Origin of the sequence: Paraburkholderia youngii (genome assembly GCF_013366925.1) — a bacterium.
Classification (GTDB): domain Bacteria; phylum Pseudomonadota; class Gammaproteobacteria; order Burkholderiales; family Burkholderiaceae; genus Paraburkholderia; species Paraburkholderia youngii.
In genome coordinates, this window is record NZ_JAALDK010000001.1 from 4893740 (window position 1) to 4917796 (window position 24057).

General features: G+C 62.6%; 21 protein-coding genes and 1 pseudogene. 5 read left to right on the forward strand and 17 right to left on the reverse strand.

The features are described from left to right. Positions 1-8: 8 nt before the first annotated feature. The gene (locus G5S42_RS22460) at positions 9-968 is read left to right on the forward strand and encodes a sterol desaturase family protein (protein WP_312883592.1); all 960 of its coding nucleotides are present in this window, start codon (positions 9-11) and stop codon (positions 966-968) included. A 606-nt stretch (positions 969-1574) separates the two neighbouring features. Then, on the forward strand, positions 1575-3164 hold the full coding sequence (locus G5S42_RS22465; protein ID WP_246392048.1) for a methyl-accepting chemotaxis protein: 1590 nt from the start codon (positions 1575-1577) through the stop codon (positions 3162-3164). A gap of 372 nt (positions 3165-3536) precedes the next feature. On the opposite strand, the gene G5S42_RS22470 is transcribed toward G5S42_RS22465, so the two are convergent. From G5S42_RS22470 to G5S42_RS22485, 4 genes and pseudogenes are all read right to left on the reverse strand, one after another. Beyond that, positions 3537-3779, reverse strand: a complete 243-nt coding sequence (locus G5S42_RS22470; protein ID WP_176108788.1) for a hypothetical protein — start codon at positions 3777-3779, stop codon at positions 3537-3539. After that, positions 3776-4084: a hypothetical protein gene (locus G5S42_RS22475; protein ID WP_176108789.1), complete on the reverse strand. Its 309-nt coding sequence runs from the start codon at positions 4082-4084 to the stop codon at positions 3776-3778. Before G5S42_RS22475 ends, G5S42_RS22470 begins: the two co-directional genes overlap by 4 nt. Positions 4085-4227: 143 nt before the next feature. Continuing rightward, positions 4228-4383, reverse strand: a pseudogene (locus G5S42_RS22480) (rubredoxin); the annotation flags it as partial. Between the two features lie 154 nt (positions 4384-4537). After that, a complete protein-coding gene (locus tag G5S42_RS22485; protein WP_217709935.1) occupies positions 4538-5479 on the reverse strand; it encodes an NAD(P)-dependent oxidoreductase in 942 nt (313 codons plus the stop codon). Positions 5480-5834: 355 nt separating this feature from the next. Here G5S42_RS22485 and moaA point away from each other — a divergent pair, with 355 nt between their 5' ends. Together moaA and G5S42_RS44400 are read left to right on the forward strand one after the other, a co-directional pair. After that, positions 5835-7001, forward strand: a complete 1167-nt coding sequence (moaA, locus tag G5S42_RS22490) for a GTP 3',8-cyclase MoaA (protein WP_176108791.1) — start codon at positions 5835-5837, stop codon at positions 6999-7001. A 550-nt stretch (positions 7002-7551) separates the two neighbouring features. Beyond that, entirely contained in the window at positions 7552-7791 is a 240-nt protein-coding gene (locus tag G5S42_RS44400) for a hypothetical protein (protein ID WP_246392050.1), read from the forward strand. A gap of 12 nt (positions 7792-7803) precedes the next feature. On the opposite strand, the gene G5S42_RS22500 is transcribed toward G5S42_RS44400, so the two are convergent. The 13 genes from G5S42_RS22500 to G5S42_RS22560 all read right to left on the reverse strand — a co-directional run bounded on the left by G5S42_RS22500 (position 7804) and on the right by G5S42_RS22560 (position 22126). Beyond that, on the reverse strand, positions 7804-9084 hold the full coding sequence (locus G5S42_RS22500; RefSeq protein WP_176108792.1) for a DUF445 domain-containing protein: 1281 nt from the start codon (positions 9082-9084) through the stop codon (positions 7804-7806). Next, the gene (gene phaZ, locus G5S42_RS22505) at positions 9081-9914 is read right to left on the reverse strand and encodes a poly(3-hydroxyalkanoate) depolymerase (protein WP_176108793.1); all 834 of its coding nucleotides are present in this window, start codon (positions 9912-9914) and stop codon (positions 9081-9083) included. The genes G5S42_RS22500 and phaZ overlap by 4 nt, the downstream gene beginning before the upstream one ends. A 67-nt stretch (positions 9915-9981) precedes the next feature. Continuing rightward, positions 9982-10464 carry a TIGR01841 family phasin gene (phaP, locus tag G5S42_RS22510; protein ID WP_246392051.1) on the reverse strand — a complete coding sequence of 161 codons (483 nt, stop codon included), beginning with the start codon at positions 10462-10464 and terminating at the stop codon, positions 9982-9984. A 40-nt stretch (positions 10465-10504) separates the two neighbouring features. Further along, positions 10505-12211 (reverse strand): alpha/beta fold hydrolase, encoded by a 1707-nt coding sequence (locus tag G5S42_RS22515; protein ID WP_176108794.1) that lies wholly within the window; start codon positions 12209-12211, stop codon positions 10505-10507. Between the two features lie 55 nt (positions 12212-12266). Further along, on the reverse strand, positions 12267-12731 hold the full coding sequence (locus G5S42_RS22520) for a MaoC family dehydratase (RefSeq protein WP_176108795.1): 465 nt from the start codon (positions 12729-12731) through the stop codon (positions 12267-12269). Positions 12732-12758: 27 nt separating this feature from the next. Then, complete coding sequence (locus G5S42_RS22525) at positions 12759-14402, reverse strand: fatty acid--CoA ligase (protein WP_176108796.1); 1644 nt, start codon at positions 14400-14402, stop codon at positions 12759-12761. Positions 14403-14651: 249 nt separating this feature from the next. Continuing rightward, positions 14652-15374 (reverse strand): OmpW/AlkL family protein, encoded by a 723-nt coding sequence (locus tag G5S42_RS22530; protein WP_312883595.1) that lies wholly within the window; start codon positions 15372-15374, stop codon positions 14652-14654. Positions 15375-15690: 316 nt separating this feature from the next. Then, entirely contained in the window at positions 15691-16557 is an 867-nt protein-coding gene (locus tag G5S42_RS22535) for a helix-turn-helix transcriptional regulator (RefSeq protein WP_176108797.1), read from the reverse strand. 175 nt (positions 16558-16732) lie between these two features. Next, on the reverse strand, positions 16733-17212 hold the full coding sequence (locus G5S42_RS22540; protein WP_176108798.1) for a MarR family winged helix-turn-helix transcriptional regulator: 480 nt from the start codon (positions 17210-17212) through the stop codon (positions 16733-16735). Further along, entirely contained in the window at positions 17209-18696 is a 1488-nt protein-coding gene (locus tag G5S42_RS22545) for an MdtP family multidrug efflux transporter outer membrane subunit (RefSeq protein ID WP_176108799.1), read from the reverse strand. Before G5S42_RS22545 ends, G5S42_RS22540 begins: the two co-directional genes overlap by 4 nt. Next, positions 18693-20789, reverse strand: a complete 2097-nt coding sequence (locus G5S42_RS22550; protein ID WP_176108800.1) for an FUSC family protein — start codon at positions 20787-20789, stop codon at positions 18693-18695. Before G5S42_RS22550 ends, G5S42_RS22545 begins: the two co-directional genes overlap by 4 nt. An 8-nt stretch (positions 20790-20797) precedes the next feature. Beyond that, positions 20798-21838 carry a multidrug transporter subunit MdtN gene (gene mdtN, locus G5S42_RS22555; RefSeq protein WP_176108801.1) on the reverse strand — a complete coding sequence of 347 codons (1041 nt, stop codon included), beginning with the start codon at positions 21836-21838 and terminating at the stop codon, positions 20798-20800. 15 nt (positions 21839-21853) lie between these two features. Beyond that, positions 21854-22126, reverse strand: a complete 273-nt coding sequence (locus G5S42_RS22560; protein WP_176108802.1) for a YtcA family lipoprotein — start codon at positions 22124-22126, stop codon at positions 21854-21856. Positions 22127-22489: 363 nt separating this feature from the next. Here G5S42_RS22560 and G5S42_RS22565 point away from each other — a divergent pair, with 363 nt between their 5' ends. After that, on the forward strand, positions 22490-23746 hold the full coding sequence (locus tag G5S42_RS22565) for a PucR family transcriptional regulator (protein ID WP_488168799.1): 1257 nt from the start codon (positions 22490-22492) through the stop codon (positions 23744-23746). Positions 23747-24057 lie beyond the last annotated feature (311 nt).

The following is a 24057-nucleotide window of genomic DNA, read 5'->3' on the forward strand; positions in this document are numbered from 1 at the left end:
GGCGCCTCGTGCTGATATTTCTCGACCGGTGGTTCAGCATGCTTGCCGGCGGCATCGACACCTATGTCATTCTTCCGGTCCTCTACCACTTCGGCTGGATGGAGTGGGAAGAGCTGTCGTTCGATTGGGCGCTCATCGGCGTGTACGGCTTTTTCGCGGTGGTCGTTACCTACGCGGTATGCTGGCCGCTCGAAGCGCTGTTTCCGATCGAGCGGTGGGACGACCGCAAGACAGTGCTGATCGACGCGCTCTATACCGTATTCAACCGGGTCGGTATTCTTCCCGTGTTCAGCTTCCTGCTGTTTTACCAGCTGCAGGTGTGGGTCAATGGCTTCGTGGTAGCGCACGGCTATATTCCACCGACGCTGGAGATGCTCGTTCCGCTGCTGCTTGGGCATCCTGTAGCCACCTTCGTCGCATATGCACTCATTCTCGACTGCGCCGACTACTGGCGTCACCGCATTTCGCACATGTTCCGCAGCGCCTATGCGCTACATGCATTGCACCACGCGCAGCGTCAGATGAGTTTCTGGTCCGACGACCGCAACCATGTTCTGGACGATGTGGTCGCCGGTATCTGGTTTGGCGTTGTCGGACTCGCAATCGGCATCCCGCCGCTGCAGTTCCCGCTGTTGTTCCTGTTCATGCGCTTCATCGAAAGCCTCAGTCACGCCAATATCAAGCTCTCGTTCGGCTGGCTTGGCGACCGTCTGCTCGTATCGCCGCGCTTTCACCGCCTGCACCACGGTCTGCGCGCCGCCGGACGGAACTCGTGCAACTACGGCGCCGTGTTCCCGGTCTGGGACATGATGTTCGGCACCGCGGACTTTTCCAACGAATATCCACCTACCGGCGACAGGCGCGCGCCGGAATCGATGGCGACCGGCGGCTACTTCGAGCAGCAACTGGGAGGTCTGCGTTTCTTCCTGGAGGAACGGCGGCGGATCAAAAAGCGGCGCACACGCTAGCTGCACTGCGCCACCAGACATCCGCGCACTCGTGTCCGCGCGGCATCCTGTGTACCCGAGCATTGCACCGCTGGCTTCGTTCGTGAGAGCGCTTCGCATGCGCCGCAACGGTATTTCACGCAGCGTTCCTGGCTACGGCTGCAACGCCACTGCCCGCGATTGCGATTGCGCAGCAACAACGCAACTCAACAATTGCGGTCACCCCTCTTCGCCGGGATTGCCCACGTAGAATCCTTCGCTTTCCTGTGGGCACCAGGAACTCAGCGCACAACGTTGCATCGCCAACCTCCAGCATGCCGCCCCTTCGCTTACCTTCGAAGGAAAACACGGCCAGTCACACGCTGTCCCAGGCACAACGGATGCCACCGACGCGTGGCCTCTTTTTTACAAAACTGTTTTGCATTTTTTGCCATGCTCTTTGCGCGGCCTAAGCCGACATTCGAGATAACCAAGGCTTCGATAGTCCAAGGTGATTTGTTTCCCTAACGAACAGGGGCGTGGCCAGCATCCTGCGCGGTTAAAGGGACTCCCCTCGGGCCTGTCGATCTCACAAGGGGATCGACGCAGGCTCGCCAGACTGTCTCCCCACGCAAAAAGGTTAGAAGCATGAAGATGAAGATTGGTGCACGACTGATGGCAACGTTCGTTGTTGTGCTGGCTTTCCTGTTGGCCATCTGCTTGACCGCTAACCTGCAGATGGCACGTTTGAATGCGACCACGCAAGACATAGTCGACGTTCGTGCTGAGCAACTGAAACTTGTGAACCAGCTTCAGGTTGCGACGCTGCGAGCAGCAGCGTTGGCCTACTTCGCGCTCGAGGAACCAACGCCCGAAGCCCAACAAGCCGCGCTCGAACAGGCCCAGGCTCTCGCCGCTGAGAGCGATTCGATCTATGAAGCTATCGCTCGCCTACTCACCACTGCGAAGGGCAGAGCTTTGTTCGACGGCGTGCTGCAGGCGAATGCGCTCTACCAGCAAGCGATGAGGCCCGCCTACGCGCAATTGGCGGCGCATGACACTAATGCGGCGCGGGCGGCGCTTCTGACAGCCATGCCGCTGCGCAATGCGTTGATCGAACATCAAGACGAATTACAGCGTCAAGCTCAGAGCGTCATGGATGCCTCCGCGAGGGACAGCGGCGCCGCGTATGACGAGGCGCGTGCGCTGATGTGGGGAGCCGCAGCGCTGGCGCTGGCCGTGACGCTGATACTTTGCGCGCTGGTAACCCGTTCGATCGTCCGTCCGTTGCAGGGTGTGGTCGATGGTGCCAATGCCTTGGCGCGTGGCGACCTGCGAGTACAGATAGACGCGCGTAGTCACGGCGAGCTCGGCGATCTGGCCCGGTCGGTGAATCATGCGATCGGCCAGTTGGCAATCATCGTCGCGGGCGTCAAGCACGCAAGCGCGTCGATTTCCTCCGCTACCCAGCAGGTCGCGGCGGGAAATGCCGATCTGTCGCAGCGCACCGAAGAACAAGCCGCCTCTTTGGAGGAAACGGCTTCGAGCATGGAAGAGCTAACCGCGGCGGTCCGTCAGAACGCGGACAACGCCCAGCAGGCCAGCGCTCTCGCCAGCAATGCATCGGGGATCGCGCAGCGCGGCGGAGAGCAGGTCAGCCGCGTGGTTGAGACCATGCGACAGATATCCGACAGCTCTGCCAAGATCGCTGAGATCGTCAGCGTCATCGAAGGCATCGCGTTTCAAACCAATATCCTCGCGCTCAACGCGGCGGTCGAGGCAGCCCGTGCCGGAGAGCAGGGTCGAGGCTTCGCCGTGGTGGCGGGCGAAGTACGTACACTCGCGCAACGCAGCGCGACGGCCGCTCGGGAGATCAAGGACATGATTAACGAATCCGAGGGGCGCGTAACTGCCGGGTCGCAACTCGTCGAGCAAGCCGGCGGCACGATCCACGAGGCCGTTCAGTCGGTAAAGCGCGTGAATGACATCATCAGTGAAATCTCAGCGGCGTCCCACGAGCAAAGCACCGGTATCGAACAGGTGAATCAGGCGGTTAGTCTGATGGATCAAGTCACTCAGCAGAACGCCGCGCTGGTTGAAGAAGCCGCGGCCGCAGCGCAATCGATGGCCGAGCAGGCGCGCGTATTGCGTGACTCGGTGGCGGTATTCGAAATTGACGAGCGCGACTCCACGAACCCGACATTCGGGGCGACAGCGCATTCGACTGCGCCCCGGTAGCGGCGCGCAACGCCCACAGGTCCTGCCTGACTTTGCAGCGCCGCGACACGCCGCGACAGCCTGCGCCACGGGAGCGTCCGCCTCTGCCCTCAAACCGGATTGGCACATGGTCCGAGTGTTCGTTGATGCGCGCCGGCGACCATACGGCCAAAGGTGTTGCGCGCTCTCGCCGCCAGGATGGTCAAGGTCCACAATAACGCGGAAAACGCTATCGCAGATCTGTCCCGGCGTTCTTCGCGGCGAGTGCGATCGAACCGATCGCGCAGTGGGCGGTGGAATCGAGGTCGGCCTCCGCCATCGGACGGCGTGTTCCGCGCTTGTGCGGCCCGGCCGACATTCGCGTCGGCACGCTTTGAATCGCGTGTTGCGTGATCAGCGACGTTCTCGAAGAAGGTGCAGATAGGTACTGCCCGCATCGGTAAGCGAAAATCGTTCATTGACCATGCTGACGAGGCCGACCTCTTGCAGAGCGAGAAAGTCAGCCGTGGCGGCGGTCGAATCGACTGGCCCACAAGCGAGCATTAACAGTGCGGCAATCTCGTGGGCGCTCAACAATCGACGAAGCCAGCCGCGATGAGCGGATGTCACCTCCTCAGTGTACTTTACCTGCTTCATGCGGAAATCGACGTCTGAAACGATCTGTGTCGGATCGAAAAGATCGCCTTGCCAGGAAGACTCGCGGCCAGTACCGATCGATTGCGATGGGTGCTCTGCCCCGATGCGGCCGGCACCGCGAGCACGTGCTGCCCCCTGGCGTCGCCCTCCTCGTGCGAGGCGTTCGAAATCAGCTGTATCCAGACCGGGCGCGCCACCAATGCGGCAAACGCGATCGATATGAGGACCATGACCAAGCTCGCGCTGCGCGCCGAAACGTTATGCTTCAACAATGGCTTCAAATGGAATGCGACGTCACCGCGCATCCGACGATCAAATTTCAAGGGTTCTCCCCGGAGCCATGCGTCGGCTCAAGAACCACAACAGGGTTGCGGGGGGCGAGAGCGAAATATGGAACAAGCGTAGCTGTGCAAATCGTCCGGCGCGCCGTGCATCGGGCGTCGCTACATCAGAGTTGCACCATCGCGAACTGGTCTTTACCCGCGCGGCAGAGCGGGCAGACCCAGTCCTGGGGCACGTCAGACCACGCGGTTCCCGCAGGGATACCGTCTTCCGGCACGCCTGCGGATTCGTCGTAAATCCATCCACAAATCACGCAGACCCAGAGCGTCCCCGCGCGCGATTCATAGCTGGCCGTCGATGTCATCGTGTCGTTCATTGGCTCAAGTCTTGGGAGATCGAGGCGGATCGGATAAGTACTCGATGCTCAAAGCGTACCTGAATCCGTCGTGCAACTATGCGGCCGCCTTATGCCAACTCTACAGGCCTGCGCTGAAGGCAGCGAGCTTGCCAAGCACGGACCAGTCGAGATCGTCCCACCCCCGCGCGGAGGCAGCGACCAAACGGTCACGCACGACACTGGCGATCGGCATCGGAGTGCGAAGCGTTTCCGCTTCCGTGAGCGCAAGACGCAGGTCCTTCACCGCGAGCGGCACCGTCATTCCGGGTGGTGCGTAGCGCTGATTCACGATCTTGCCGCCATAGGCCTTGTGCACCTTGCCGTCGAACAGCGATTCAGTCAGCACCGAGAAGGCGACATGCGGATCGACGCCGGCCTTCCGGAGGAACGCGAGGACCTCGCCCATGCTTTGCATCGTCGACGCCGTCAGCACATTACCGGCCAGCTTGAACGTGTTGGCCAACTCCGGCACCTCGCCGAGCACGAACACGCGCTGCCCCAGGCGCTCGAGAACCGGCATGCACCTCGCGATAGTCTCGGATGCACCGGCAGCGAGGATATACAGTTTGCGAGCAGCGGCGAGGTCCGGGTTTCCCAGGACCGGCGCTGAAAGATAGCCTTGACCGACCGTGTAGTGGACATGCGCGGCCTCGCGAGCGGCGTCGGGACTGATCGTGCTCATCGAGACATGCACCGCGTTCGTCGCGAGAACGCCTGACAGTTGTTCAGCAACCGACCGGATCGCGGCGTCATCCGGAACCATGCTTATCACGACGTCGCAATCGGACAGCGCCTCATAGCTTCCCGCCGCGACGGCGCGGCCTTGCGCAAACGTTCGTGCCTTTTGCGTATCCCGGTCGAACACGACCGTCTTGAAGCTGTCCTGGATCAGATTGGAAGCAAACGCGGCTCCCATGCGACCAAGCCCGACAACGCCAACGCACAATGTCTCTGCGGAGCAGGCCGGGTGGTCTGCGATGCGCCCGGAGGTCCCGGTGTTTTCGCTCAGTGCTTTAGACAAGATCATCTCCTTGATGCGAGCCGCCGCTTGCTTCACATGCAAACACGGCAGGGGACCGTATTCGCGTCGCCAAGCCGCTCGGCAGCGTGATTTCGATCAACGTAGATTAGGGCAAACCCCAGTTCTCAAGAACGCCCACGTAGGCAACACACCTTTGTTTTTTCGGGATGGCTCGAAGGTGCTGCGGGATCGCGTCGGCGCGCGACTCGTCGCCTGTTCGCTCACCGCGCACCTGAAATAACGCCCTCCTCGCCGAACTGTGCTCCCGCGAGCGGAGGCTGTCTGTGCGCATGTCGCCAGCGCGGATGCCCTATCCTTTGGTCGACGCACTTGTCGCGCCCGCTCCGACCCAGCGATGGATCGTTGCTCGCGCAGCACTCGTGCAGTGGTTATTCCGTACAAGTTAAAGGAACACGTCGTGAGCGTCAGCGAATACGCACCATCAGCCGGCACCGCGGCCCAAAGCCAAGGGCCGATCGAACCTCGTGCCGACACTCGCGATGGCCTCGGCCGTCCGCTTCGGGATTTGCGCTTGTCGGTTATCGACCAATGCAATTTCCGCTGCGCTTACTGCATGCCAAAGGAAGTGTTCGGCAACGACTATCCGTTTCTTTCATCGTCTGCACTCTTGTCTTTTGAACAGATGGTGAAAATGGCGAAAGCGTTCACCTCGCTCGGCGTCGAGAAGATTCGGATCACTGGCGGTGAGCCGCTTTTGCGACGCAACCTGGAAACGTTGATTGAAAAGCTGGCAACACTCAAGACGACAAGCGGGAAACCGGTCGAAGTGGCCCTGACGACGAACGGTTCGCTCCTGGGCGTCAGGGCGCGCGCACTGCGGAATGCGGGGCTCTCGCGCGTAACGGTCAGTCTGGACAGTGTCGATGACGCCATTTTCAGGCGCATGAGCGGTGTCCGCTTTCCGGTGACCCGGGTCCTGGACGGCATCGACGCCGCCTTGGCGGCCGGTCTGGCGCCGGTCAAGGTCAATGCAGTGATCGAGCGCGGTGTGAACGAAAGTCAGATATTGCCAATCGCTCATCGCTTCCGGGGGACGGGAGTCATTGTGAGGTTCATTGAGTACATGGACGTCGGCGGTGCAAGCGCGTGGGCGAAATCTAAAGTGCTAACCAGCGACGAGGCGAGAGAAATCGTCGAGTCGGCCATCCCCCTGGTTTCCACGCCGCCTCGCCGCGCTAATGACACAGCTGTCAGCTACAAGTACGCCGACGGCAAAGGCGAGGTGGGTTTCGTCTCGAGCATGTCCAGTCCATTCTGCGGCTCGTGTTGCCGGGTTCGCGTGTCAGCCGACGGTCAAATGTACAACTGCCTGTTCGCGACGCACGGCATGGACCTCAAGCCATGGCTGTCGGACGCGGTCTGCGTAGAGGAAATCTCCAACGCCATTCGCGTTGCATGGCATCGCCGCATGGATCGATACTCGGAGCTTCGTGACGATAAACGCAAGAGCGGCTCCGGCAAGGCCTATCCTACGGTCCGGATGTCGCTCGTTGGCGGGTAGATGCTTGACGAGATTGAAAGCGTTGAAAGCAGGCAACGTCGAAGCGCTGTACTCGACGCCGCGGATTCCTGATTGGATCGAGGAAGATCAGCGCAATGTGTTCGCGTCTGTCTACCGGCTCTGTTTGCTGAGTCAAGCTGAGATGCAGCAGATGCATTTTTTGCTTGCGGGACGCTAGTTCACCGAGTCTATTCCGCTCGCCGAGCGGCATTCGTGTCCATAGTCCATCGCGGCCGCGCTGTGCATGCAGTGATTGCACAAATCCGCTACGAACAGGGACGGCTCGACGAGGCCGAATCTCCCGGTCGACCTAATACCAGTGATTGACCTCGCAGTTCTTCTCGACAGCACGTTCTTCGCCTATCGGGTGCCCGTGCGCATCGCCAGCGGGGCATCGAGCAAGCTTACACGTTGCTCGATCATGCGGAGAGCCTCGCCCACGCGCCGCTGGGACGGACTGATTTAGGGCGTCCAGGTCGGGCGCCCCCGCCTTTTACCTGAGGGAAGGCAGGAGACGGAAGCTGCGTCAAGCGTCACGCAACTGAATCGATTGACTGGCTCGCGCACCGCCGCATCGAAACAGCCCTCGCCGGAGATCGAAACGTTCCGCGCCATCGCAGTGGCGTCGCTGGCGATGCCGCGGAACCGTACAGAGGAAGCCGTCGCGTCGCTGACGTTCGCGTTGCGATGCGTCGAAAACCGTCACAACGACTATCTCGCAGTGCGCCGCCGTACTGTGCTGGCTATCGTCTGGCTGCGCGGGAACGACCAGGCGGTGGCGGCCGATTGATACGGCGTCGCCTCAGGCGACAAGCGTTACCGCATGAATCAGCACACCGACCACACCGCCAACAAACGTTCCGTTGATGCGCACGCATTGCAGTTCCCGACCGATTTCGATTTCGATTTTGCGGCTGACTTCGCCCGCGTTCCAGCTTTTGACGACTTCGGTGATGAGTGCGGATAACAAATGCCGATAGCGCGTGACGAGTTCACGCGCTAGCTCGAGCCACCACACGTTGAGCTGGCGCTGCATCGCAGGCTCGCGGGCGATGCGCCTGCCGAGCGACATCAGCGTGCGCGCGAGCACGTCGCGCACAGCCGACTGCTCGCCGCCGAGGTCGGCGACCATGCGCGTGCGCAGCCAGTCGAGCAGCCCGCGATAGCCGCCGGCCCGGCCAAAAAGTCGAATGCAGTCGCGCAGCAGCGACTTGCCGAACCGGCGATGTGCCGCCGATGTTCGCAACTGCACGATCAGCGTTTGCAAGGCCTCGTCGAATTGGCGGCGCAGCGCGTGCTCGTGGTTCGCCGCCACCTCGTGCAGCAGCGCGAGGATGCCTTCGATGAACTTGCGCACGATGTAAGCGTCCAACGGCGCGGGCGTATACCTCGACGCCTCGCTGAACTTGGCCTTGATCATATCGGTGTTCGACGTCAGCCACTTTTCAAACGCCGCGAGTCCGTGGTCGAGCAGAGGCCGATGCCGGTCGCCTTGCGTCAGCACATCGAGCGCGTCGCCCGCCACGCGCGCGACATCGAGCGTGCGCAACTGCGGCGCGACGATGCGCTCGAACAGCCACGCGATCTGCGCTTCCTCCATGCCGTCGATAAGCCTCCCCAGCGAATCCGCCACCACGTCAGCGAGGCCGCGGCTGTTTTCCGACTGCGCCAGCCAGCGCGCGAGCGCCTGCGCCGCATTATGACCGCGCAATCTGGCGATGATCAGCTCCGGCTGCAGAAAATGCTCTTCTACGAAACCGCCGAGGCTCTCCGCAATGCGCGGCTGGCTCTTCGGAATGATCGCCGTATGGGGCAGCCGCAAGCCCAACGGGTGGCGAAACAGCGCGACCACGGCATACCAGTCCGCGATCGCGCCCGCCATCCCCGCCTCAGCGAACGCGCGCGGCCACGCAACCCACGCGTGATCGCCCTGCCACGCGACACATGCGAGCAGCAATACGCTCATCAGTAGGAGCAGCGCCGACGCACTCCGCCGCATGCGAGCGAGGCCATGAACCTTGTCGTCTTCGCGTGCATCGACCGTTGCCGGCCGCGTGCCGTCGCCGCCGCCGGAGAGACTCAACGCGTCTCCTGCCGCAGGAACCGGTGCACGACTGGCGCAACTTCGTTCGCTCGCGAGATCAGGAACAGGTGACCGTCGTCGATCACATAGAGCGTCGCTTGACGGATACGTGCCGCGAGAATCTTCGCGTTGATCAGCGGCACGATCGGGTCGTCGTTGCCATGCATCACCAGCGTCGTCTGGCGTAACGTGCCGAGCCACGGCAGGCTCGTCCAGCCCGAAACGGCAAACAACTGATACAGGTAGCCACGTCCACGCGGCGGCTGCATGTGCCGGCTGTGCGCCTCGAGCAGTGACGCGTCGCGCCGGTACGCGCCGCCGTAGAGGTCCGCCCCGACTTCCTGCATGTACGTGGGATCGGTGTAGCGGCGCGGCCTGATCATCTTCGCCAGCACGGACAGCTTGCCCGGTACCATCAGTACTCCGGGCGAAGTGGCCGCCAGAACAAGGCGCCGGCAGCGGCGCGGATACAGATGCGCGAAATGCTGCGCCAGCGCGCCGCCCCACGATACGCCGAGCACATCGACTTCGCCGTCGTAGCCGAGACGCGACAGCAGCTTGTCGGTCACCGCCGACAACGTCGAAAAGCGGTACGGCACGACGGGCGTCGGCGAACCGCCGACGCCCGGCACGTCGAAGATGATCACGCTCACATCGTCGAGCGCAGCGACGAACGGTTCAACCAGTTCGAGATTCGCGCCGATACCGTTGAAAATGAGCAGCGGCGGCGATGCGTCGCTGCCCTGCCACGTTGCGACACGCAAGGTCTGACCATCCAGATCGAACAGCCGGATTTGCATGCGGCAGTCAGACTCAGGGCTCATGTACATTTCCGGCTTCCAAAAGTTCTTCTGGATGGGTTTGCATTCCCCGGCGTGCCGCACGCGCTGCGTTGCGTTACTTCTTCTTCGGGAGAAGCCGCGCCTTCAGCTCTTCGACATCCTCGGCCGCGCGTTTGGTCACTACGGCGAGGGCGTCCGACTGCGCGCGATAAGCCGTGTCCGCGAGATCCTTAACCTCGACGAGCGCTTTATGCAGCGTCTGCCTGGCGTTCTCTCCCCTGCTGGTGATGGGCTGCTCGCCGGACTGCGTCACGGGAGCGAACAACGCCTGCACCGCGCCGAGCGTCGTGCGAACGATGTCCAACTGCTTCTGCGCGAGCGACCGCACGCCTGCAAGCGCGGTCGTGTGGGCTTCGGCGATTGCGTCGATGTCCTTGCTGCGGGATTCGAGAATCGCGTTGACATCGAGGATGGGCAGCTTGAACTGTCCGATGAGCTTTGCGTACTCGCCGAAGATGCTCGTCGTGCCCGTGAGGTTGGTCGTGCTGTCCGTGCTGATCGGGTTGGCCGTGTTGGTCGTGCTGGTCGATGCCATCATCGTGACTCCATAGTGACTGCGTTGAAGAAAATGGTGAACGTCATGCTTCCACTACGTAGGTTCCCGGTGCCTTCGCGCCAGATGGATGCCGCGCGCTGCCGACGGCAGCCGGTGCGACGCGGCGCTCGCCCGATTGACCTGCGAGCCACTTGCGCCAGTCGTCCCACCAGGAATCCTTCTCGGCCACGGCGTTCGCCAGCCATGCGTCAGCATCCGTGTCCAAATCAGGATTGAGGAAAAACTGCGCCTTAGGGTTGCCGGGCGGATTGATCAGGCTCTGGATATGCCCGGCCGAACTCAGCACGAAGCGGGTCGTGCCGCCGAATGCGCGCGCGGTGTTGTAGACGCCCTTCCACGGCGTGATGTGATCGGTCATGCCTGCCACGACATATTTCTCGCACGTGACTTCAGACAGGTCGATCGGCGTACCTAGCACGCTCAGCGCACCGGGCTTGCTGAACAGGTTACCCGTGAAGATGTCGAGCAGTTGCCCATGAAGACGCGCGGGCAGACGGGTCGCGTCGTTGTTCCAATACAGGATGTCGAACGCGGGCGGCGCCTTGCCGAGCAGATAGTTGTTGACCCAGTAGTGCCAGACGAGATCGTTGGACCGCATCCACGCGAACACGCGGCCCATTTCCTCGCCGGCCAGCACGCCTTTCGAGGTACTGTTCTGCTTCGCGGCCGCAATCATTTCCGGCGTCGCGAACAGACCGATCTGCGAGTCCGCCGTGTTGTCGAGCACTGCGACCATCAGCGTCGCGGCATGCACGCTCGTGTCGCCGCGGCTCGCGAGATGACCAAGCAGCGCAGAAATCGTCATCGCGCCCGAGCACGCGCCGTGCAGATTGACATCGTCATGGCCGGTGATTTCGCGCACCGCCGCGATCGCTTCGAGCAACGCGGCCACGTAGGTATCGAGATCCCAGTGGCTTTGCTCCGCAGTCGGATTGCGCCAGCTCACGACGAACACCTGGAATTCGCTTTTCACGAGATAGTCGACGATGCTCTTGCCGTCGGACAGGTCGAACACATAAAACTTATTGATCTGGGGCGGCACGATCAGTTGCGCACGGGCGAATACCCGCTCCGTCGCGGGCGCGTACTGGATCAGTTCGAGTACTTCGTTGCGAAACACCACCGCGCCCGGCGAGGTGCCGAGGTTCTCGCCCACCTTGAACGCCGTCTTGTTCACCTGCGCGGGCATACCCTGGTTTTGCAGTATATCCATCACGAGATTGCGCAGACCTCCAAGTAGGCTCGCGCCGCCGGAGTCCATCACTTTCTTCAGCGCCGCCGGGTTGCCGAGAAGGGTGTTGGTCGGCGATACGGCATCGGTGAAGAGCGATAGCACGAATTGCGCTCGATCCTTCGATTTCGCGTCGAGGGCGGAACGCTCTACGAATCCTGTCAATGCGTTGCACCATGTGACGTAACCTTGCATCGTCATCCGGTATATCGGCATGTCGCGCCACGCCGGATCGCTGAAGCGCCTATCGCTTTTTGGCGGTTTGCAATCCGCGCTGCCGCCGAATACCTCCATCAGATCGCGCACGAGCGCCGCTTCCTGCTCAAGCACGAGTGAAGGCTGACGCAGCGCCTGAGCGCAGACCTGCTGCACGGTTGCCAGAATGTCGCACGGACGCAGCCCGACGAACGGATTCGGGCCCGGCGTGCCGTTCGCCGCCAACGCTGCGGCATCGTTCGCCCGCGTGTTGCGGACCGTGGCTTCCTCTGTACTCCTCATCTTGATTTTCCCTATTGCGGCCATCCTCCGCCCCCTCCTTGGGTATCACATCGCGTTACGCCGCGAGCATGACGAGTGACTCGGCGATCAGCGCCGGTTTGGCCTCGCCCTCGATCTGCAACTCGTTCATCGTTTTAATGATGATCCGATCGCCTGGCTTTTTTTCCGCCGACATCAGCGTCACGCGGCTTCGAACGCGCGACCCCGCCTTGACGGGCGTCATGAAGCGCACCCTGTTCAGTCCGTAGTTCAGGCCCGCGGATGCGTCGTCTGGAATCAGTCCGATCTCGATCGCCAGGGACGCGAGCAGCGACAGCGTCAGATAGCCGTGCGCAATCGTGCCGCCGAACGGGCTCTCGCGTTTCGCCCGCTCGACATCGACGTGTATCCATTGCCGGTCGCCGGTGCAGGCAGCAAACGCGTCGATACGCCCCTGATCGACGGCGAGCCAATCCGACACGCCCAGCTCGCGGCCGACAAAGCTTTCGAGCGTGGCAATGCTGTATTCGTTGAGGTTCATCGTGCGTGCTCCTTCAGATGCAACAAGTCAGGAAAACTGTTCGCGCAACCACTTCTTGTTCAACTTGCCGACACTCGTTTTCTGCAACTCGTCGACGAACCTGACGATTTGCGGCACCGCGTACTTCGAGATCTGCCCTGTTTTGCTGAATCCCATCACGTGCTCCTTGACATCGACTTCACTCAGCGGCGCGTCCTTTTTCGGCACGACCAACGCGACGGGACGCTCGCCCCACTTGTCGTCCTTGATGCCAATCACAGCCACTTCGGCAACACCAGGATGCAGGGAAATCAGGCTTTCGATTTCAAGCGAAGATATCCATTCGCCGCCCGACTTGATGACATCTTTGATGCGATCGGTAATCTGGACGTTGCCCGTCTCGTCGATATTCGCGATGTCCTGTGTGTGCAGAAAGCCGCCAGCCCACAACTGCTCGGAGGCCTCCGCGTTGTTCAGATAGCCCTGAGTGAGCCACGGCGTACGCACAACGATCTCGCCATACGCCTTGCCGTCGTGCGCGACCTCCTGCATGTCTTCGTTCACGATGCGCAGGTCGACGAGCGGAACCGGAAAGCCCGTCTTGCAGCGCAGGCGCACTTCTTCGTCGAGATCGAGTGGCTCCGTGCGCGGCGGCAATTGCGCGAGGCTCAGCACGGGGCAGGTCTCCGACATGCCATAGCCGGCGAACACGTCGATGCCGCGGTCGAGCGCGGCGCGCGCAAGACCATGCGGCAGCGCGCCTCCGCCGATTACGATCTTCCATCGGCTTAGATCCACATGTTTTGCTTCGTCGCACGAGAGCATCATGTGCAGCAGCGTGCTGACGCAGTGCGAGAACGTGACGCCCTCGTCGCGAACCAGTTGTATGAGACGCTCGGGCGCATACCGTCCCGGATAAACCTGCTTTACGCCGAGCGCCGTCGCGATGTAAGGCATGCCCCACGCGTGCACATGGAACATCGGCGTGACCGGCATGTACACGTCCCCGCGATGGAAGCGCTGGCCAGACACGGGGCTCGCCAGAGCCGCCATCAGGGTGACGGTGTGCAGAACCAGTTGACGGTGCGAAAAGCACACGCCCTTCGGCAAACCCGTCGTGCCCGTCGTATAGAAAGTGGTGGCGCGAGTGTTCTCATCGAAGTCGGGGAAGTCGTACGTGGTTGCGCTTGCGGCGAGCATTGCCTCGTAGTCGGTTGCGAACGCGATCGTTTCCGCCAACGTTTCGCTGCCCGGTTCATCGATACGAATGAACGTGCGAACAGTTTCAAGCTGGTCCTTGATGGCTTCCACGACGGGCAGGAAGTCAGAGTGAACGATCAGCACTTCGGCGCCCGCGTGATTGATCGTGTAGGCGATCTCCGCTTGCGAGAGCCGCACGTTGACCGTTTGGAGCACGGCGCCCATCATCGGCACCGCAAAGTACGATTCCAGATAACGATGGCTATCCCAATCCATCACGGCAACGGTAGTGCCGAGGCGAACGCCCAGAGCGTGCAGGCCGCTTGCGAGCCGCGCAATGCGCTCGCGCAGCGCCGTGTAGGTTAGCCGCAACTCGCCGCGGTAGACGATTTCCTGGTTCGGCGCCTGAACGAACGACGTGTGCAGCAACTGCTTGATCAGCAGCGGATAGGCGTAGGGAAATGGCGTCGAATCGCGCACGGCGTCTTGCATGGGTGTCTCCTGAAGTCGTGGTAAGGGGCGGCCAAGCACAGGCCCGTAAAGCCAGGTCGCACACTGTGCGCCCGGTTGAAATCAGCACCGGTTCGTTGGTGGAGCAGAACAGACTCGAGTACTGTCTGGACGACCACCTACAGCTACAACGAATTTTCCAGCCCCCGATCAGGGCCGCGCGACGCAATGACGTCGCAACGGCCTGTCTGACGTTCTATCCCACAAGGCCGCGGCAACCGTCACCGGCGCTCAAAACCGATAATTGACTGACACAAGCGTCACCAGCGGATCAAGAGTGACCTTTGCCACACTGTGAACGGTCCCGCCGCGAGGAAGCGTGGTGGTCAAGTTTGCCTTGGTTCCGAACGGCAGATAGGAAAACGAAAGAACGCCCGACCAATGCTCGCTGAAATTCAAGGTGACCCCGGCATTGAAGACCGGCGACCACTCGCTATCGACATGGGCACTGGTCGGTAACGACGCGCTCTGGCCATTGGTGAATTGCTGGCTTAGCGATTGCTGAAAAGCGGGACTCACATGGGCATTGGTGAACCAGATATAGCTGACGCCGAAACCGGCATAAGGACGCCATCTCGACTGCGCAGACAGGAAATAGTATTTCAGCAATAGCGTCGGGCTCCACTGTCTGACGTCCCCAAGAGGATTGATAGATGGGGCCGCCAGCGCGCCGGTCCCATAAAACTTGAATTTCGGCGGGATACCGAGCACCGTTTCCAATGCGATGTTATCGGTAAAGAAATGGGTAAACGTAATGCCGACGGTATCTGCGTTGTCCACACTCGCACCCGTGTTCGGTACGGCCTGTCCTCCGACCTCGAGTGGATCGCTCGAGGTTTGTGGTGCCAGGCGCAGCCAGCCTGCCCCCACGACATTGCTTCCGGCGGATTGCGCATGAGCGCTCGCGCTTGCCACGACTACACTTGCAACGGCGATGAAATGGCCTCGTCTCACGATTTGTCACCCTCTAATTTAGTTTCGAGTTATTTGTCCCGCGATTTTCAGTGAAACAGCTACGAAATCGCTTGGTGTTGCAATGCGTGTGTAACTAGCCGCCTTCCTTAGTCCTGATTGTGTAGGAGCACGCATGCAGCGTCTTGAACGAAACTGCCGTTTCTCGTTCGGGAAAACCCTTCTGTGTCGAGAGAGCGCCGCAGAAGCAAGGCAATGCGGCGCGACGTTGAATGTCGCGGCGGGGAGCGGTCGAAAGGTGATGGAAGCGTGGCTTGCGCGGGCGACCGACGCAGTGCGCGCCGTCTGTTTCGCAGCGCTACCGGCCGACGAACGGCTTCGCTGGGCGATCGATGGCGTCCGCGACAGAGCCATCGTCGTCATGCGCGGGGGGCTTGCTGGCAATGCGCGAGCGCAGTGGCTTCCCGCCGCCGACGAGTTCCCTGCTGACCTGCACGCGCACGAGGCCAGGATTGGAGAGAAATGAAGGAGTAAGGTCGAAGTACCGCTTGAACGTCCTGGTCAGATGCGCGAGATCGGCGAAACCCGTCGAATGGGCGATATCCGTCAGCGTCGAGCCTGCCGCAAACATCTCTGCCGCCTTGCGCATCTTGGTCCAGAGCAGATACTCGCGCATCGCACTTCCGGTCGCTTGCGCAAAAAGATGGGCAAGGCGGCTCTCCGAAAGGCCACAGAGACCGGCCAATCGCGCCGGCTCCGTGCGCGGCGGAAGGTGCGTGCGAAGCCAGCAGGCCACCGCGTCGACACGCGCATCGGTCGATTGCGATCTCGCCGCTTGTACGAACAGCGCGTCCAGCATTCGCTGTGAACCCGCGCGCATCGCTTCGCATTCCTGTGTTTGATTCTGAGCCGCTTCAGCGATTCGCATGACAGACCCGTCCGCCCGGTCCGAAACGTCGACGACCCGCTTTCCTCGCAACACGTTCTTGAACAAACTTTGGCCGAGCGCGCTCGCCGCGTCCAGCTGGATGCTGTACAGCCCCACGTCACGAGCTTCGATCGAGCGCACAACGTTCGGGGCGACGAGTATGACCCGCGCTGTATGGGTTTCGTCTGCCGTTTGGAGCCGCACCGCGCCCCGCGTACCGACGACCACCACCATCGCCGGGCGGGACGTCGCCTTCGCCGTGATACCTGGCGCGGTGTAGATGATGCGATCCGGCAAGATCGACAGGGACGCCTTTGGATCACCCATCAATTGATCCGCACCTGCGCAGTGCCTTTGCGTCGTGTGGCCCGCCGCCCGCGCGTTCCGTTTTCGCGCCGCATGGGTCTCGAACTCAGGGCCAACGCCGACCGGCGCGACGGTTGAGCCATCTCCCCGCCAGGTCCGCCGGCGTTCATTGGGCTGACCGCTCGCAGTTGCTCACGACACGCAATAGCAACCTGCTCAACATGCGGCACTCTTCGTGGGGCAGCACGCGCAGTAGCGCGCGCTCCGCATCGAGCATCACGGCCGGCACGCGCGCCGCAAGCGCGGCGCCCTCCGCGGTCAGGGCCAACCGCAGCTCGCGTCGATCGACGCGGCAGCGGCTGCGTGCGACGAGCTGCCGGTTTTCGAGTTCCTGCATCAAGCGCGATATCCGGCTCGTCCCGCATCCCAGCAGCGCGGCGAGGTCATGACAGGAGACCTCGCTGCCTCGCGTCAATAGCACGAGCGCGCTAGCCTGCGAGTAGGTGATGGCGAGCGTCGAGAGCAGATGCTGGTTGACCTGCCGCTTCACCGACGCGTGCACCCGAAAGATGAACGAGAACTGCCTGATCGAGGCCGGCTCGGCCGGCGGGGCCGCAAGCGTGTCGTTGTCTGCGGTATTCATCATCGGGGCTCCCGCACCGCTGTAAGCGACTCGTCGCGATAGCCTCCGCCGAGCGCCTTCGACATCGCGATGTCCTGGCTCAAGCGCTGGCCATCGATCTCCAGCAGCGAAATCCGGTCCAGCAGCACCGGCTGACGCGCTTCGATCGCGCTTAGCCTGCTCGCGAGGCCGTGCTCATAGTGGGCCCGCGCACTCGCCTCGGCGAAAGATTCGGCATCGATCTTCTGCGACTGCAGCCCCGCCTCGTCGTCGAGCTCGCTGAGCCGGCTTCCCGTCACCGCAACGTCGCGCACGGCATTGAGCACCGCCTGGTTGTATTGGGCGATCAACGCATTGCTCGCGGTGCGCGCCGCACCGAGGTTCCCGTTCAGCCGGCCGCCGTCGAAGATCGGCAGATACAGGCCAGGAACCAGATTGATCTGCTGACTCGCGTGCGTGAACAGATCGGCAAGATGCAGCGCGTTGACGCCGAAGAACGCCTTGATATCAAAACTCGGATAGAACGCGGCTTTCGCGGCGTCGATCTTGTCGAATGACGCCTGCACGTACCATCGCATCGCCTGCAGATCGGGACGCCGCGCGAGCAGCTCGTACGACAGCGTCGAGGGCAGTTGCTCCTGCGACTGCGGCAGCCCCACCGGCTTGATATCGACGAGATCGTCGGGGCCCGAACCGACGAGCGCGCGCAACGATTCGCGCAGCTGCGTGACCCGGCCTCGCGCTGCAACCATCTCCCGCTCGACGGCGAGCCGTTGCGCGCGCGCGATCTCGGTCTGCGTGTCCGGCTCCAGCCCGCTCGCGGCTCGAGCGGCATGCGCGTCCTCGACGAACGCGGCGACGTCGTGCAGCTGTTGCAGCAGCGCGATCAACTGATAGGTCGTCTGAATACCGTAATAAAGCTGCGCGACATCCGTGGAAATTTCGAGTTCAACTGCGGCGACTTCGGCGAGCCGCGCATTGTGCACGCCGATTGCGGCTTCCACCTGCGCGCGTTGCTTGCCCCAGATATCCACGTCGAGGCTTGCGCCGACTCCGACGATACCTTCCGTGTACCACGGTCCCGTCGCACCGATCAGCGGTTGATCAGTCGAGTACGCGCCAAGGAACCCGTTGGACGACACACGCTGTCGATCCACCGCGGCGAGCGCCGTGGTCTGCAGATTCGTGCCGGCACGGACCAGGTCGATATCCGACTTCGCCTGCGCGACGCGCGTGCGGGCGGCCAGGATCGTCGGTGAGGCCGCCAGTGCGCGGTCGATCAGCGAATCGAGTTGCGGATCGTTATACACGCTCCACCACCGCGCCTGTGGCCAGCCGTCGCGGGCCAGATGGATGTCGTCGGCGGTGCGGATCTGCTGCGGCGCGATCATCGAAAACGGCTTCTCGTCATGGTGGATCATCGCGCATCCCGACAGCGCACAAGCCAATGCCGCGGCCACGCATCGGGCCGCGCGGTGAATAGAAGATCGAACTGAAAACACGGTCATGCTTGCGAGACCTCAATGGTGAGCGGCATATCGGCGCGGGCGGTGCCCCACGCGGGCAGCCGCGATACCTGGTAGGCGAGGTTCCTCGCGCGATCCAGCAATCGTTGATGCGCGAGCCGCGCGGTGTCGCTGGGCGATTGCGCCGCGTTGGGCGCGAGCTGCGTGACGAGGGCATCGAGCGAAACGGCTGCCGGCGACCGCACCGCGTGTGCATGCTCGGTAAGGTCGACCGCGTAGGCGTCGAGCGATGCGCCCACCGCCTCGCGCCACGCGCTCGCCTCGGGGGCCACACCCTCCCGAGCTTGCGCGCGCCGCTCGGCTTCGAGCGCATCCACCGCCAGCAGGATTTCGCGCGTTTGCGCAAGCATCGTCTGCACATGCATCGTGAAGCCCTCGGATTGCCCTTCGGCCATTCGCCAGCCCGGCTCGACGGCAACCCGGGCAGCCACGGCCTCGCAGTCCCCCAGCTCGACCCACAGCGCCACCGGCGCGGGCTCATCCGCGCCGAGCCCCCGCAGGCGTCCGGCAAGACCGTGCAGCAGCCGCGCGAGGCGCTGCCGCAGCGCCTCGCCTTCCGCCTCGGGCCACAGCGTGGCATGCACGATCGTCGATATGCCGACGCCGAGCACAATGCCGATCATCCGGTCGCGGATCTCGGTCAGGTCGGTCGTCGGGCCGAAATGCTCGAGCAGCGATAACGCGAACGTGAACATGATCTGCACGCCTGCATAGCTGATCCGCTCCGAACCGGCCGCGACCCACGCGCCGAGCGCCATCACTGGCAGCGAGATCATCAACAGACCGACGATGTCGTCGATGTGCGGGACGACCCACACCACCATGGCCAGCGCGATGCCGCTGCCCACGGCGGCGCCGCCGATCCGCAGCAGCGAGCGCTGCGCCGTCGCCCCGAGGCTAGGCTGCGCGACGATCAGGCAGGTCAGCATCACGGTGTGAATGCCTTGCCAATCGCAGCCGATGTACAGCACGTAACCGATCATTACCGCCAGCAGTGTCTTCAGCGCAAATTGCGCGTAAACCGGATTGGTCGACGCGTCGGGCACGAGAAGGCGTTCCTTCTCCTCTTTCGACTCCATCGATTCGGGCGCCGCCGACCGGTGCGCAAACGCGTTGAGCCCATTGCGCATCTCTTCGAGCGGGCCCGGCAACGCCAGGTCGGCCGTCCCGTTCAGCGCATCGGGCACGACGAAGCGTTCGCCCGACCGAATGCTTCGCCCGAGTTCATCGCACGCCTCGCGCAGCGCCGACGCGCTGCCGTCCGGGAGGCCGGTTGCCATATTGCGTAGTTGCCCGGCCGCCGCATAGAGCCGCGACACGGTAGTGACGCGGGCCAGATGGAATGCGCGGCGCCGCCGATATCCGGCGTCGCGCATCGTCGAGAACCGCAACAGCTTTTGCAACGCGAGCATGCCGCTCTGAATGTCGCGGGCGCGCGGTGCGTCCGCGGCAGGCGCGCCGCGCTCGACGTCCGCGAGACACGCGTCGAGCGCCTTCAGTTGTCCGAGCATCGTGCTCTCGAGCTGCCTGACCGGCTCAGCGGGTAACAGCAGCGTGTTGATCAACAGCGTGACCACGATCGGATAGTTCGTGGCGACCCACACCCACAGCGCGATGCGCACGAGGACCTCGGGCTGATCGGTCAGATCCACGAAGGTCTGTACATAGATGACGACGAGGGCGACGAGGAAGAACACGACGCCGATCTTAGCCACGCGCATCATGTAGACGCTGGCGAAAAACAGCGCAGCCGCCAGCAGGATTCTGAGCAACGGAAAATCGTATGTGAACTTGATGACGAGGATCGCGCTGCCGACCGCCAATGTCGAACCGAGCATGAACAGCACGCCGATCAGACGCGTCATCACGACGTTCGACTGCGTGACGTAGAACACGACGATCAGCGACACCGCGAGAAACGGCACCTGAAGCGCCATCGACGCGGTGATGACGAGCGCGCTCGCGAGCACACAGCGAAGCATCACGTTTGCGCGTCCCGGATAAGCCTGGATCTCGTCGCGCAGGAAGCGCACGAACCGCCGCAGGCCGTCTGGAAGATACTCCGCGACGCTCATGCCCAGGCTCACCGCGACGGGCCGCGCTCGAGCGTCGCGACCGCTGACGTGCCGATGCGAAACAGCGCGGGGTTCGGGTCACGCACTTCGATCTTGACGGGGAAGCGCTGCGACACATGCACCCAGTTGATACTGCGTTGCACGCGCGGCAGCCCTTCAAGGACCAACCCGGCGTCATCGGGCAGCACGCCATAGCCAATCGAATCCACTACCCCCGAGAAGCGCTGGCCCGTATCGCTCATCAGATACAGCGAAGCCGGCGTGCCCGGCTGGATGTTCTTCAGCTCGGTCTCGCGAAAGTTCGCGACGACATACCAGTGCCGTGTATCGATCAGCGTGAAAACCGGTTTGAGCGCGGACGCGAACTGCCCGACCGTCGTGCGTAGCGAGGCGACTCGCCCGTCGAACGGCGCGCGCACCTCGGTGAATTCCAGATTCAACTGCGCGATGGCGATCTGCGCCTGCACCTCGGCACGCTGTGCGACGAGCGCGTCGACGCCGCTTACGGCCGCTTGCGCCTGCTGTGATTGCAGCATCGCCGCGTTCAGATCCGCCTGCGCCGAGCGCTGCGCGGTGCGCGCGCGATCGACTTCCTCCGCCGAGGTATAGCCTTGCGCTAGCAACGGCTCCGTGCGCCGCAGCGTGTCGGCCGCCTGATTCGCCACTGCCCGGGCACGCTCGACCGCCGCCTGCACCGACTCCGCGTTGTACTGCTGCGCGTTGACCGTGCGCTGGGTCAGCGCGATCTGCCTGTTCAGCGCGTCGAGACGGGCGCGAGCCTGATCGAGCGCGGCCTGGTACGGACGCGGATCGATCCGCAGCAACAGATCGCCCTGCTTGACAAGCTGATTGTCCCGGACCGGCAACTCGACGATCCTGCCACTCACCTCGGGCACCACGTTGATGGTGTCGGCGTACACGTAGGCGTCGTCCGTGCTGGGCGAGCGATCGGTCCGCCACAGCACGACACCGACCAATACCACGGCGATCAGGACGATCGCCAATGCCGGGAGCCGGCTCTTGCGCGAAGCGCGAGCATTGTCATTCATGAGCGGTACGCGCGATCAGTGAGAGAAGAAAATCAGCCACGCAGCCATCGCGAACAGCGCGCAAAGCGCCGGATAGCTGACCGCGACCGGCTCAAGCACGCCGCGCGCACCGCGGCGGCCGAGCGCGACATGGACGATCACCGTGCCCGCGACGCCGCCGACGATGCAAAACAGCCAGTCGGGGAACGCGGCGCCGAAAACGGGAATTGACGGCGCGAACGTGCAACCGCCGAGCAGCAAGCCGACGGCCGTCAGCGTGACGAGCCTGAGTGGGTTCGATAGGGCCATTGATCAAATACCCGCATCGCGGGTATGCAAAGACTGAGTGAGCCTCCGCCATTGGGCGGCAATCAAGCAGCGCCGGTCCGGCGCCGCCCGTTACGAGTTCGCTGGAGCCGCACGACGCACGGCCGCAGCGCCCGGATCGGGCGAGCAATCGATCAAGCCGTGCTGGCCGGACGGTCACTCGAATGAGATCGTAACCGTCCGCCGACGCGTGATAAATTGTCAAAAAGCACAAATCGATTTGGATCAACTAACAAACGCAACCACCCGTTTCGCATGCGTTCTGCCCGCGACACGGGTCCAATGCCGGCGGCATTGCACCTTCGGCCGCCTCGATATGCCCGTTCATCTCCTGGTTAATTCACCGTGCCGTCTACTGCACCGAATATCAGCAAGCGACTGCACCGCAGGATCGCAGCCCTCGCAACGGACCCGTCGGTCATCGTCGAACGCGTTTACGCGTCACTGATGAAGCTGGACGGATATCAGGCGCTAGCGCCCGCGGTGAGGGATGACATTCTGAGATCAGTCGCCAGATCGGCAGACCTGTGGTTTGCGCTGCTGCTCGCGGGTGCGACGCCAGCCGACGACGCGATGGCGGAAGCCGAGAATTCCGCCCGACGGCGCGTGCACCAGCAGGTTCCGTTGCAGTCGATCCTGCGCGCATTCCAGCTCGGCGCGCGGGAAATCTGGCATGCGTGCACGGAACTCGCGAAAGTGGACAAGGCACTAGCCGGCGAGATGCTGTTCGTAATTTCCCCGTTCCTGTTCGACCATTTCGACGATATGGCGCAAATCTTCACGAATGCCTACGTCGGCGAGCAATTCAAGCAAGAACGCTGGCGCGATGCTATCGTCCAGCAGCTCTATGCCGTGGTGTTTCATGCGCCGACCGACCATGCGGGCTTCACGGACGCCATTCATGCGCTGGGGCTGGACGCCACCGTCCCGCGCCTGGCGCTGACGATCGATGCGGCGCTCGACAAGCTCCCGCCCGAACTGCGCAATAGGGAAATCGATCGGCTCACGTTGAGCGTCGCGCGGCACTTCCAGGTGCTGCCGGAGACGCTCGTAGAGGTGCTGCATCACGGTCGCGCCGTTTTCTGGATTCCGTGCGGGCGCGGCGAAACGATCAGCCGATGCGACCGCACCGCCTACGAAAGCGCGCAAAAAATTGGGGCGGCTGAGCAAGGCATCCGTGCGATCGGAGTGGGCCTGATGAACCAGGGTGCGGCCGGCTGGGCGGCGTCAGCGACCGAGGGACTCAGGGCGATCGAGCTTGCGCCACGCGGTGCGACCGTGGGGAAGGTTTATCGCTATTCGTCGATTGCGCTCGAAGAAAGCGTGCGAGCCACGGCAAACGTGTTGCGCTACCTCGTCTCGCTGGTCGAGCAGTTGGACAATGAGCCGGAACTGCTTGCCACACTGACCACCTTTTTCGCGCAAGGCCGGCGCCGTCGTACGACTGCCGATGCGCTGGGTATCCACCCGAACACGCTTAACTACCGGCTCGAACGCATCGAAAAGATGCTCGGCGCGTCGCTCGACGACGCCGCGTGGATCGCGAAGCTCGATATCGCCATCAGCCTGCGCCAGCGCGAGTCCGGGGGCGGTCCTGTTTGAACGGCGCTCGTTTTGCATCGTCTGCATTCTCGTGGGCGAAGTCCAAAGTGTGTTAACCAGCGACGAGGCCACAGAAATCGTCGAGTTGGGCCTTCCCCCTTTTTCCACGGCGGTGTCACCCGACGGTCAAATGTACACCTGCCTGTTCGCGACGCACGGCATGGACCTCAAGGCATGGCTGTCGGACGCGGTCTGCGTAGAGGAAATCTCCAACGCCATTCACGTTAGATGGATCGCCGTTGGATCGATACTCGGAGCTTCGCAACGAGAAACGCAAGAGCGGCTCCGGCAGGGCCTATCCTAAGGTCCGG

What these genes read in the sequence shown, in the direction of transcription:
- phaZ (WP_176108793.1), bottom strand. Translation starts at nt 9,914, where the DNA reads ATGTACATGAGCCCTGAGTCTGACTGCCGCATGCAAATCCGGCTGTTC.
- G5S42_RS22545 (WP_176108799.1), bottom strand. Translation starts at nt 18,696, where the DNA reads ATGACCGTGTTTTCAGTTCGATCTTCTATTCACCGCGCGGCCCGATGC.
- mdtN (WP_176108801.1), bottom strand. Translation starts at nt 21,838, where the DNA reads ATGAATGACAATGCTCGCGCTTCGCGCAAGAGCCGGCTCCCGGCATTG.
- G5S42_RS22520 (WP_176108795.1), bottom strand. Translation starts at nt 12,731, where the DNA reads ATGAACCTCAACGAATACAGCATTGCCACGCTCGAAAGCTTTGTCGGC.
- G5S42_RS22475 (WP_176108789.1), bottom strand. Translation starts at nt 4,084, where the DNA reads ATGCGCGGTGACGTCGCATTCCATTTGAAGCCATTGTTGAAGCATAAC.
- moaA (WP_176108791.1), top strand. Translation starts at nt 5,835, where the DNA reads ATGGATCGTTGCTCGCGCAGCACTCGTGCAGTGGTTATTCCGTACAAG.
- G5S42_RS22560 (WP_176108802.1), bottom strand. Translation starts at nt 22,126, where the DNA reads ATGGCCCTATCGAACCCACTCAGGCTCGTCACGCTGACGGCCGTCGGC.
- G5S42_RS22465 (WP_246392048.1), top strand. Translation starts at nt 1,575, where the DNA reads ATGAAGATGAAGATTGGTGCACGACTGATGGCAACGTTCGTTGTTGTG.
- G5S42_RS22550 (WP_176108800.1), bottom strand. Translation starts at nt 20,789, where the DNA reads ATGAGCGTCGCGGAGTATCTTCCAGACGGCCTGCGGCGGTTCGTGCGC.
- phaP (WP_246392051.1), bottom strand. Translation starts at nt 10,464, where the DNA reads ATGATGGCATCGACCAGCACGACCAACACGGCCAACCCGATCAGCACG.
- G5S42_RS22525 (WP_176108796.1), bottom strand. Translation starts at nt 14,402, where the DNA reads ATGCAAGACGCCGTGCGCGATTCGACGCCATTTCCCTACGCCTATCCG.
- G5S42_RS22540 (WP_176108798.1), bottom strand. Translation starts at nt 17,212, where the DNA reads ATGATGAATACCGCAGACAACGACACGCTTGCGGCCCCGCCGGCCGAG.
- G5S42_RS22515 (WP_176108794.1), bottom strand. Translation starts at nt 12,211, where the DNA reads ATGAGGAGTACAGAGGAAGCCACGGTCCGCAACACGCGGGCGAACGAT.
- G5S42_RS22470 (WP_176108788.1), bottom strand. Translation starts at nt 3,779, where the DNA reads ATGAAGCAGGTAAAGTACACTGAGGAGGTGACATCCGCTCATCGCGGC.